Raw genomic sequence first — 9,628 nt, 5'->3', positions numbered from 1 at the left:
GGCGGGCAGCGCGGGGAAGCCGCTCAGCACGTGCTCGATCTCCGCGTCGGAGACCGACTGGCCGCTCTCCACGCGGAGGGCCTGGCGGGCGGCGCCGAGGAACGTCGAGAAACAAGGCACCTCGCCGCTGAGGGCCAGCGCCATGCAGTCCCGCTGGACGCGCAGGAACCACGGCTGGAGCGCGGCCGACGGCTGTCCGATCTCCTCGAACCGGTCGCCGAGCGGCTCCAGCCGCATCAGCGTCTCCAGCACGTCGAAGACGACGGCCTGCGGGCGTCGGGCGGCGGTGCGCATACGGGTCTCCTCCCGGCGGTACGGGCCTGCCGGGGCTCGGGTACCCACGGCGGCCCACGGGCGCGGCGGGCACGGTGCGCCGTCCCGCGCGGCGGACGCGTCAGGCCGCGGCGCGGGGCGGGTCGGCGGTTTCCTCCTGCTCGATCTCCTCGCGGACGCGCCGGCACGCCGCGGCCAGGAGGCGGGAGACGTGCATCTGCGAGACGCCGAGACGGCGGGCGATCTGGGACTGGGTGAGCTCCCCGAAGAACCGCAGGTAGAGGAGTCGTTGCTCGCGTTCGGGCAGCCGGCACAGGCAGGAGCGCACCGCTTCGCGGTCGACGACGTGGTCGTAGCCGCTCTCGTCGGAGCTGAGCGTGTCCATGAGGCAGATCGCTCCGTCGCCCGCGGCGTCACCGCCCCCGGCGGCCTCCGCGGAGACGGGGGCGTCGAGGGAGAGGGAGTTGAAGCACTGGAGGGCTTCCATGCCGGCCAGGGTGTCCTCCTCGGAGAGCCCGGCGTGGGCGGCGAGCTCGGCCACGGTGGGCGAGCGCCCCGAGCTGGTCAGCTCCAGCTCGCGCAGGGAGGCCCGCACCCGGTTGCGCAGGTCCTGGACGCGCCGGGGAACGTGGATCTCCCACATGTTGTCGCGGAAGTGCCGTTTGAGTTCGCCGTAGATCGTGGGGATGGCGAACGTCTCGAAGGCGTTGCCCCTGGCGGGATCGTACCGCTCGACGGACTTGACCAGGGCCAGTGCCGCGACCTGTTCGAGGTCTTCGAGCGACTCGCCGCGGTTGCGGAACTTGCGGGCGAGGCGGTGCGCCATCGGCAGCCAGGCGGTGACCACGCAGTCCTGGAGCCGTCGGCGCTCGGGCCCCTCGGGCAGGTGGACGAGTTCGGCGAAGTCGGCTGCCGTGTCGGGGGCGTCGTGATGGGTACGACGGGGTTCAGGGGACGCGGCGGTATCGACAGCGGTCTTCGACCGCGTGGTGGCTGCCTCGGCGCCGTCCGTCCCCTGTATCTCCCGGGGCGGCTCCTCGGCCGACGTGGTGCGGTCCTCGGTGGTGCGGAACCGTGTGGTGTTCATGAGCTGCTCACTCCCACGTCTCACATGGGTGCTGTGCAAGAGGGGCGAGAAGCGATCCCCCAGTCCGCTTCCGGACAGGATCAGGGCCGGTCGCCGCAGCATCAGCAGCGGCCCATTTCACCGTGACACACACCACGCCGCGCGGCATCTTCGCAGGTCGCGCCCGCTTGCGATGGGTAGTCCGCACCCCACGGAGAGTGAGCGACGAGGCCTGCGCGGCGGGCGTTTGTCCGCATCGCGACAGGGCACCCGGCCGCCGCGCGGCGGCCGATTCGGCCGCCGCCTCGGGTGGCGAGACGGCCGGGAGGACGAGATGTCAAAGCGAGCAGGGACCGCCTGCTGGGTGAGTGTGACCACAGACGACCGGCAGGCCACCGAGGCGTTCTACGGGGCGGTACTCGGCTGGTCGTTCGAGGACGGCTCCCTGGCGCCCGAGGCGCGCGTGGCGACCGCGGCCGGACAGCCGGTCGCGGGGCTGAACGAGGCCGCGGCGGCGCGCGGCCTGCCCGCACGCTGGACGGTCTTCTTCCTGGTGGAGGACGCGGACAAGGCGGCCGAGCTGATGAACGAGCGCGGCGGCACGGTGGCCGTCGGGCCTGTCGACTTCGGCAACGGCCGCACGGTCCTCGGCTCCGACCCGTGCGGCGCCGCGTTCGGGCTGTGGCAGGGCTCGGCGCCCCCGGAATGGAGTGTGGGTGCCGGTGAGGCTCCCGCCGAACTGTGCCTGCGCACCGCTGACCCGGGCACCGCGCTGGACTTCTACAGCGCCGTGCTGGGCTGGCCGCGGGAACAGGGACGGTGGCCGCACGCCTGCCTGCGGGCGGGCGCCCGCCCCGGGGACCCCGACCCGGGCGCCCGCCCGCGCTGGGTCATCACCTTCCGTTGCGCCGACCCGGGCGAGGCGGCGGCAGCGGCAGAGCGCCACGGCGGCACCGTCCTCGCACCGGACGAGGACGTCGAAGGGGCGAGCCGTGTCACGCTGAGCGACCCCCACGGGGCCCTGCTCACCCTCGCCCGGCCCTGAAGCCTCTCGTTCGGATCTCCCGGGCTCCACGGGCTCACCAAGCTCCCCGGGCACCGCCCACCGCCCAGCCGCCCACGGCTACGGCTACGGCTACGGCTACAGGCCTACGAGGTAGCCGATGAAGAAGACGAGGAAGACGACGACCACGAGTGCGATCAGGACGAGGGGGCCTTTGCTCCAGCCCTTGGTCGGATTGTGTGTCTCGCGCGGACCCGCCTCGGACATGCTGCCTTCGGCAGGCGGGGTCTCGCCGGGCGGGACCTGCCCGCCGCGCTCCAGTCCGGGGGTGCGGTCCGGGTCGGGATCGGGGTCCTGATTGGCGTGCCTCATGACCTCCGGGTGGACCGCGGGGCGGCTTCGTACACCTCCGAGTGCGCGGTATCCGGCGGCTTCGGCCCTGTGCCGGGGCGCCGCGCTCGCTACACTGTTCGGGAATTCGACCTGGTGTTGAAATCTCGAACAGGAGGCCTCCATGGGGCGGCTCGTGCCCGCTGTGACCCGGGCGCTGGACATTCTGGAGCTGTTCCTGGAGGGGGACGGCACGCTCACCGCGCCGGACATCGTGCGCAGGCTGCAACTGCCGCGCACCACCGTGCACGAGCTGGTCGCCACGCTCACCGCCCGCTCCTACCTGGTGCCGGTGCCCGGCAGGTCGGGCCACTACCGGCTCGGGGTGCGCCCCTACCAGCTCGGCAGCCGGTACGCCGAACAGCTCGACCTGGCGGCCGAGGGCCAGCAGGTGGCCCGCTCGGTGGCGGAGACCTGCGAGGAGACCGTCCACGTGGCGATCCTGGAGGACACCGACGTCATCTACATCGCCAAGGTCGACTCCACCCAGGCCGTGCGGATGGTCTCGGCGGCGGGGCGCCGGCTGCCGGCGCACTGCACGGCCGTCGGCAAGATGCTGCTGGCGTGCCTGACGGCCGACGAGCTGGCCGCGCGGTTCCCCGAGGGCGCCGAGCTGCACGGCATGACGCCGCACAGCATCACCGACCCGGTGGCGCTCCGCGCCGAGTTGGGGCGCGTCGCCGAGCGCGGCACCGCCGTGGAGGAGAGCGAGTCCAACCCGGACGTCAGCTGTGTGGCCGCGCCGGTACGGGACCGCTCCGGGCGGGTGGTGGCCGCGCTGTCCGTGTCGGTTCCGCTGGTCAGGTGGAGTGGCGAACGCCGCGCCGAGCTGGAGGGGTTGGCCCAGAGCGGCGCTACGCGGCTGTCCGAGCGGCTGGGACACAGGGGGCTGTGATGGGGGTGACGACGGTTCTGCGGGCCCACGCGGAGCTGGGCGAGGGGCCGACGTGGGACGCGGCGAGGGGGCACCTGATCTGGGTGGACATCCTCGCCTCCCGCGTCCACACCTACGACCCCGCGGACGGCCGGCGCACCGTGCTGACGACGGAGACGCACGTGGGCGCCGCCAAGCCGCGCGCGGGCGGCGGACTGGTCGTCAACCTGCGGGACGGAATCGGCGCGTACGACGCCGAGGGGCGCTTCGCCTGGCTGCTGCACGACCCCGTTGCCGGGCGGCGCGGCAACGACGCGGCCGTCGCCCCGGACGGCGCCCTGTGGGCGGGCACCATGCGCTACGACGAGAAGCCCGGCGGTGGCACCCTGGTGCGGCTCGCCGGAGACGGCACGGCGACCACCGTCCTGGGTGACGTCGCCGTCTCCAACGGGACCGGCTGGAGCCCCGACGGCACGCGCATGTACCACGTCGACAGCCCCACCCGCCGCGTCGACGTGTGGGACGTGCGCGAGGACGGGCTGGTGACGGGCCGCCGCCCGCTGGCGGTGGTCGAGGAGGGCGCGGGCTTCCCCGACGGGCTGGCCGTCGACGCGGACGGCTGTGTGTGGGTGGCGCTGTGGGACGGTGCCGCCGTACGGCGCTACGCGCCGGACGGGACGCTGGAGAGGGTCGTCGAGCTGCCCGTCCGGCGGCCCACCGCGTGCGCGTTCGGCGGGGCCGGCCTCACCGACCTCTACGTCACCTCGGCCCGCGCCGGGCTGGTCTCCCCCTCGCCGCTGGACGGCTCGCTCTTCGTCCTGCCGGACGCGGGCCGGGGCCTGCCCCAACCCCCCTTCGCGGGCTGAGGGTTGTTCTTTCCCAACCCCACCTCTTCCCGAAACGGGGGGCTTCGCCCCCGACCCCCGCTTCGCTCGTCCTCAAGCGCCTGGGGGCACCTCCCGGCCGAAGGCTGGGGGCGGGCTGATGTCAGCCCGCCCGGAGCGTGCGGGCATCAGCGTCCTGCCTTGCGCTTGTTCCAGACGTCGAAGCCGACGGCGGCGAGCAGCACGAGACCCTTGATGACCTGCTGGTAGTCGGTGCCGATGCCGACCAGCGACATGCCGTTGTTGAGCACGCCCAGCACGAGTCCGCCGATTACGGCGCCCATCACCGTGCCGACGCCGCCGCTCATGGACGCGCCGCCGATGAAGGAGGCGGCGATGGCCTCCAGTTCGAAGTTGAGGCCCGCCTGCGGGGTGCCGGCGTTGAGCCGGGCGGCGTAGACGCACCCTGCGAGCGCGGCGAGGACGCCCATGTTGACGAAGACGAGGAAGGTGACGCGCTGGTCCTTGACGCCGGACAGCTTCGCCGCGGCCTTGTTGCCGCCCAGCGCGTACACGTGCCGGCCGACCACGGCGTTGCGCATCACGTAGCCGAGGCCGATCAGCAGCGCGCCCATGACCAGCATGACGACGGGCACGCCGTGGAAGCTGGCGAGGGTCAGGGTGAAGGCGACGACGGCGGCGGCGAGGGCCACGCACTTGGCGACCCACAGTCCCGTCGGCAGCACTTCGAGTTCGTAGGCCACCTGGCGCCTGCGGTCCCGGTGTTCGCGCAGCAGGAGCAGGACGAGCGCGACGAGCCCGATCACCAGTGTGGGGTTGTGGTACTGGGTGTAGGGGCCCATCTCGGGGATGAAGCCCTTGGCGAGGTTCTGGAAGCCGCCGGGGAACGGGGACAGGGAGCGGCCTTCCAGCACGATCTGCGTCAGGCCGCGGAAGAGCAGCATTCCGGCGAGGGTCACGATGAAGGACGGGATGCCGACGTAGGCGATGAAGAAGCCCTGCCAGGCGCCGGCGACCGCACCGATCAGCAGCGAGAGGGCCAGCGCAAGGCCCCAGGGCATGCCGCCCTTGACCATCATCACCGCCGCCATGGCGCCGACGAAGGCCACCAGCGAGCCGACGGACAGGTCGATGTGGCCGGCGATGATGACGATCATCATGCCCATGGCCAGGATGAGGATGTAGCCGTTCTGCTGGATCAGGTTGGAGACGTTGTTGGGCAGCAGCAGCGTGCCGTCGGTCCAGATCTGGAACAGCACGACGATGAGCAGCAGCGCCGTGAGCATCCCGTACTGGCGCATGTGGCCGCGCATGTTCTCCAGCAGCACCGCGCCTGCCGAGCGGGCGGCGGACGGCTGCTGGGGCGGTATGCCGGAGTGCGGGGAGCGGGTCGTGGTCGTCATGGCGGGCCTCAGTCTCTGTTCCGGGTGCCGGCGGTGGGCTGCCGGCGGGTCATGTGGCGCATGAGGACTTCCTGGCCGGCGTCGGCCCGCGCGAACTCGGCGGTCAGACGGCCCTCGGCCATGGTGTAGATGCGGTCGCACATGCCCAGCAGTTCGGGCAGTTCGGAGGAGATGAACAGCACGGCCTTCCCCTGGGCTGCGAGAGCGTCGATGACGGTGTAGATCTCGTACTTGGCGCCCACGTCGATGCCCCGGGTCGGCTCGTCCAGGATCAGCACCTCGGGGTCGGCGTGGATCCACTTGCTGAGCACGACCTTCTGCTGGTTGCCGCCGGACAGCCTGCCGGTCTGCTCGTGCACGGTGGGTGCCTTGATGTTCATGGACTTCCGGTAGCGCTCGGCGACGGAGCTCTCGTGGTGCTCGTCGACGACGCCGCGCCTGACCATGCCCGCCAGGGACGCCAGCGAGATGTTGCGGTTGATGGTGTCGATCAGGTTGAGGCCGTAGCGCTTGCGGTCCTCGGTGACGTAGGCGATGCCCGCCTCGATCGCCGCGGGCACGGTCTTCGCCCGGACCTGGCGGCCCGCGACCCGCAGGGTGCCCGCCTCGTACAGGCCGTAGGAGCGGCCGAAGACGGACATGGCAAGCTCGGTGCGTCCGGCGCCCATCAGCCCCGCGATGCCGACGATCTCGCCGCGCCGCACGGTCAGCGACGCGTCGTCGACGACCCTGCGCTGGTGGTCGACGGGGTGACGCACCGTCCATCCCGCGATCTCCAGCGCGGTGGCGTGCTCGCCCTCGTAGGGGGTGCGGTCGGGGAAGCGGTGGTCGAGGTCGCGGCCCACCATGCCGCGGATGAGGCGGTCTTCCGACAACTCGGCGGGCTGCTCGGGGGCCTCCCGCACGGTCAAGGTCTCGATGGTGCGGCCGTCGCGCAGGATGGTGACGGTGTCGGCGATGCGGCGGATCTCGCCCAGCTTGTGCGAGATGACGATGCTGGCGATGCCCTGGTCGCGCAGTTCCAGGATGAGCTGGAGGAGGCTCGCGCTGTCCTCGTCGTTGAGCGCGGCGGTCGGCTCGTCCAGGATCAGCAGCTTCACCTCCTTGGACAGCGCTTTGGCGATCTCCACCAACTGCTGTTTGCCCACGCCGATGTCGGCGACGGCCGTCTGCGGGTTCTCGCGCAGTCCGACGCGCCGCAGCAGCCGGGCGGCCCGCTGCAAGGTGGCGTTCCAGTCGACGACCCCGCGCGTGCCGCCGCACTGCTCGTTGCCCAGGAAGATGTTCTCCGCGATGGACAGGAAGGGGACGAGGGCGAGTTCCTGGTGGATGATGACGATGCCGCGGGCCTCGCTGGCGCGGATGTCCTTGAAGGCGACCGGCTCGCCGAACAGGCGGATCTCCCCGTCGTAGCTGCCGTGCGGGTGGACGCCGCTGAGCACCTTCATGAGCGTCGACTTGCCCGCGCCGTTCTCGCCGCAGACCGCGTGGATCTCGCCGGGGCGCACGGTCAGGTTGACGTCGGACAGCGCGGTGACGCCGGGGAAGGTCTTGGTGATGCCCCGCATCTGAAGGACGGGTCCCACTTCGGCGGGGCTCACCGCAGCTGCTCCTTGGTGAAGTAGCCCTCGTCGATCAGGAGCTGGGTGTTCTTCTTGTCGACGGAGACCGGCTTGAGGAGGTAGGCGGGGACGATCTTCTTCCCGTTGTCGTAGTCGGTGGTGTTGTTGACCTCGGGTTTCTTGCCGGTGAGGACGGCGTCGCCCATCTGGACGGCCTGCTTGGCGAGCTTGCGGGTGTCTTTGAAGACGGTCTGGGTCTGCTCGCCGGCCACGATGGACTTCACGGAGGCCAGTTCGGCGTCCTGCCCCGTGACGACGGGCAGCGGATGCCGCTTGGTGCCGTACCCTGCGCTCTTGAGCGCGGAGATGATGCCGATGGAGATGCCGTCGTACGGGGAGAGCACCGCGTCCACGTCGGTGCTGCCGTAGTTCTTGCTGAGCAGGTCGTCCATGCGTTTTTGCGCCGTGCCGCCGTCCCAGCGCAGGGTGGTGGCCTGGTTCATCTTCGTCTGCTTGCTGCGCACCACGAGCTGGCCCGTCCGAAGGTACGGCTTCAGCTTCTTCATGGCGCCGTTCCAGAAGTACTTGGTGTTGTTGTCGTCGGGTGATCCGGCGAACAGCTCGATGGTGTGGCGCTCCTCGGCGTCGGGGTCGGGCTTCTCCAGGCCCAGGCGGTCGAGGATGTACTGGCCCTGGAGTTCGCCGACGCGCTCGTTGTCGAAGGAGGCGTAGTAGTCGACGTTCTCGGTGCCGAGGATGAGCCGGTCGTAGGAGATGACGGGGATGTGGGCCTCGGCCGCCCGCGTCAGGACGTGGGTGAGGGCCGAGCCGTCGATGGCGGCGACGACCAGCAGCCGGTGCCCCTTGGTGATCATGTTCTCGATCTGGGCGACCTGGTTCTCGACCTTGTCGTCCCCGTACTGGAGGTCGGCCTTGTACCCGGCCTTGCGGAACTGCTTGGCCATGTTCCTGCCGTCGGCTATCCACCGCTCCGAGGACTTGGTGGGCATGGCGATGCCTACGGTGCCGCCCTTGCCCGCCTCGGGTTGGTAGCGGCTGCCGCCGCGGGCCTCCTGGCCGCAGGAGGTCAGCCCGGCGACGAGTGCGGTCGCCAGCACCGCACAAGCGGCGACGCGGCGTCTGCGGGTGCGCATGGGTCAGTTCCTCTCGACGGACTCGGTGTTCGCGGCGCCCCGGCCGGGCCGGGGGCGCTCCGCGTCGTGCGGGAAGCGGTGCAGGTCGCCCGGCAGCCGGGAGCCGAGCGGCGACATACCGCCGTCGGCCCCGTGCCGGGCCAGCAGGTCGAGGGCGAGCCGGCCGCGGCGGACCCGCTCGCGCGCCGTCTCCAGCACCACCTCGCGCAGATGCCGCCCCGACGGGTAGATGCCGGGCGCCTTCGCGAGACCGAACTTCAGATAGAGCGGCGCCCCGCGCCGGATCAGCTCGGCCAGCTCGTACATCCGCACGTAACCGCCGAGGTCGTCGGGCGCCTCGATGTACAGGTCCAGCGGGGCCGCGCTCACCCGGCGGATCTCCGTGAGGTGGCTCAGAGTCAGGTCGCCGGGCACGTTGAGCGAGTCGGCGCCCAGCCGCTCGTGGACGGCGTACGAGGCGGGGTTGACCGGGCCGACCAGCGCCGAGACCTTCAGCGTCACGTCGGCCGGCAGCACGCCGGTGGCGCGGGCGCGGTGCAGCGTCCACAGCACGCCCTCGTCGGCGACCAGCAGGCAGCGCACCCCCAGTTCGGTGGCGCGCACGGCGTCCTCGACGCACCCGGCGAGCGCGCTGTGCCCGCGCGCCCGCAGCCCGGCGCCGCCCGATGCGGTGCGGGTGGCCGCGCCGGTGTCCCAGGTGCCGCGCGGCCCGGTGAACAGGCACAGCTCGACGTCGCGGGCGGCGCACGCCTCGACCATCTCGGTGATCTCGGCGTCGGTGAGCATCCAGATGCCGCTGCCCTGACTGATGCGGTGCAGGGGCACGTCCAGGCGCGCGGACTCCTTCAGGACGACGGCCAGCGCCTCGGGCCCCTCGCAGGAGGGCACCTCGGTGCGCCACAGCCCCCCGTCGGGGAAGGCGTGCGGGGAGGAGTCGGCGGGCTCGGGCACGGGCGCGGGCAGCCCGAGCGCGGTGAGGGCGGGTTCGCCGGGATGGCGGACGGTGGTGCTCACACAGGCTCCTTCGACGGGTCGGAGAGGGCGGGGGCGTTCAGGGT

The 9,628-nt window shown here is 71.7% G+C and carries 9 protein-coding genes and 1 pseudogene; 3 read left to right on the top strand and 7 right to left on the bottom strand.

Translation table 11 applies throughout. The annotated features are described in order from the left end of the window. Both AB8Z75_RS25085 and AB8Z75_RS25080 read right to left on the bottom strand, forming a co-directional pair. Positions 1-294, bottom strand: a pseudogene (locus tag AB8Z75_RS25085) (haloacid dehalogenase); the annotation flags it as partial. 100 nt (positions 295-394) lie between these two features. Continuing rightward, positions 395-1,360, bottom strand: coding sequence for a SigB/SigF/SigG family RNA polymerase sigma factor (locus AB8Z75_RS25080; protein WP_369205710.1), 966 nt, complete (start codon positions 1,358-1,360; stop codon positions 395-397). Positions 1,361-1,703: 343 nt separating this feature from the next. Here AB8Z75_RS25080 and AB8Z75_RS25075 point away from each other — a divergent pair, with 343 nt between their 5' ends. Next, positions 1,704-2,384, top strand: coding sequence for a VOC family protein (locus AB8Z75_RS25075; protein ID WP_369205708.1), 681 nt, complete (start codon positions 1,704-1,706; stop codon positions 2,382-2,384). Between the two features lie 96 nt (positions 2,385-2,480). Here AB8Z75_RS25075 and AB8Z75_RS25070 read toward each other — a convergent pair whose 3' ends face one another. After that, positions 2,481-2,714, bottom strand: coding sequence for a DUF6480 family protein (locus AB8Z75_RS25070; protein ID WP_369205706.1), 234 nt, complete (start codon positions 2,712-2,714; stop codon positions 2,481-2,483). Between the two features lie 142 nt (positions 2,715-2,856). Here AB8Z75_RS25070 and AB8Z75_RS25065 point away from each other — a divergent pair, with 142 nt between their 5' ends. Both AB8Z75_RS25065 and AB8Z75_RS25060 read left to right on the top strand, forming a co-directional pair. After that, positions 2,857-3,627 carry an IclR family transcriptional regulator gene (locus tag AB8Z75_RS25065; RefSeq protein WP_369205704.1) on the top strand — a complete coding sequence of 257 codons (771 nt, stop codon included), beginning with the start codon at positions 2,857-2,859 and terminating at the stop codon, positions 3,625-3,627. Beyond that, positions 3,627-4,472: an SMP-30/gluconolactonase/LRE family protein gene (locus tag AB8Z75_RS25060; protein ID WP_369205702.1), complete on the top strand. Its 846-nt coding sequence runs from the start codon at positions 3,627-3,629 to the stop codon at positions 4,470-4,472. The genes AB8Z75_RS25065 and AB8Z75_RS25060 overlap by 1 nt, the downstream gene beginning before the upstream one ends. Before the next feature lie 146 nt (positions 4,473-4,618). On the opposite strand, the gene mmsB is transcribed toward AB8Z75_RS25060, so the two are convergent. The 4 genes from mmsB to AB8Z75_RS25040 are packed head-to-tail and all read right to left on the bottom strand — an operon-like array spanning position 4,619 to position 9,584. Further along, complete coding sequence (gene mmsB, locus AB8Z75_RS25055; RefSeq protein ID WP_369205700.1) at positions 4,619-5,854, bottom strand: multiple monosaccharide ABC transporter permease; 1,236 nt, start codon at positions 5,852-5,854, stop codon at positions 4,619-4,621. Between the two features lie 8 nt (positions 5,855-5,862). Next, a complete protein-coding gene (gene mmsA / locus AB8Z75_RS25050; RefSeq protein ID WP_369205712.1) occupies positions 5,863-7,422 on the bottom strand; it encodes a multiple monosaccharide ABC transporter ATP-binding protein in 1,560 nt (519 codons plus the stop codon). Positions 7,423-7,451: 29 nt separating this feature from the next. Next, positions 7,452-8,570: a multiple monosaccharide ABC transporter substrate-binding protein gene (chvE, locus tag AB8Z75_RS25045; RefSeq protein WP_369205698.1), complete on the bottom strand. Its 1,119-nt coding sequence runs from the start codon at positions 8,568-8,570 to the stop codon at positions 7,452-7,454. Positions 8,571-8,573: 3 nt separating this feature from the next. Beyond that, positions 8,574-9,584 (bottom strand): hypothetical protein, encoded by a 1,011-nt coding sequence (locus AB8Z75_RS25040; RefSeq protein WP_369205696.1) that lies wholly within the window; start codon positions 9,582-9,584, stop codon positions 8,574-8,576. Between the last annotated feature and the right edge of the window lie 44 nt (positions 9,585-9,628).

It is taken from the genome of Streptomyces sp. PU-14G (genome assembly GCF_041028275.1).
Taxonomy (GTDB): Bacteria; Actinomycetota; Actinomycetes; order Streptomycetales; family Streptomycetaceae; genus Streptomyces.
The sequence above is the reverse complement of the archived record's forward strand: the minus strand, read 5'-3'. Positions and strand labels throughout refer to the sequence as shown.

What these genes read in the sequence shown, in the direction of transcription:
- AB8Z75_RS25080 (WP_369205710.1), bottom strand. Translation starts at nt 1,360, where the DNA reads ATGAACACCACACGGTTCCGCACCACCGAGGACCGCACCACGTCGGCC.
- AB8Z75_RS25070 (WP_369205706.1), bottom strand. Translation starts at nt 2,714, where the DNA reads ATGAGGCACGCCAATCAGGACCCCGATCCCGACCCGGACCGCACCCCC.
- AB8Z75_RS25065 (WP_369205704.1), top strand. Translation starts at nt 2,857, where the DNA reads ATGGGGCGGCTCGTGCCCGCTGTGACCCGGGCGCTGGACATTCTGGAG.
- AB8Z75_RS25060 (WP_369205702.1), top strand. Translation starts at nt 3,627, where the DNA reads ATGGGGGTGACGACGGTTCTGCGGGCCCACGCGGAGCTGGGCGAGGGG.
- mmsB (WP_369205700.1), bottom strand. Translation starts at nt 5,854, where the DNA reads ATGACGACCACGACCCGCTCCCCGCACTCCGGCATACCGCCCCAGCAG.
- mmsA (WP_369205712.1), bottom strand. Translation starts at nt 7,422, where the DNA reads ATGCGGGGCATCACCAAGACCTTCCCCGGCGTCACCGCGCTGTCCGAC.
- chvE (WP_369205698.1), bottom strand. Translation starts at nt 8,570, where the DNA reads ATGCGCACCCGCAGACGCCGCGTCGCCGCTTGTGCGGTGCTGGCGACC.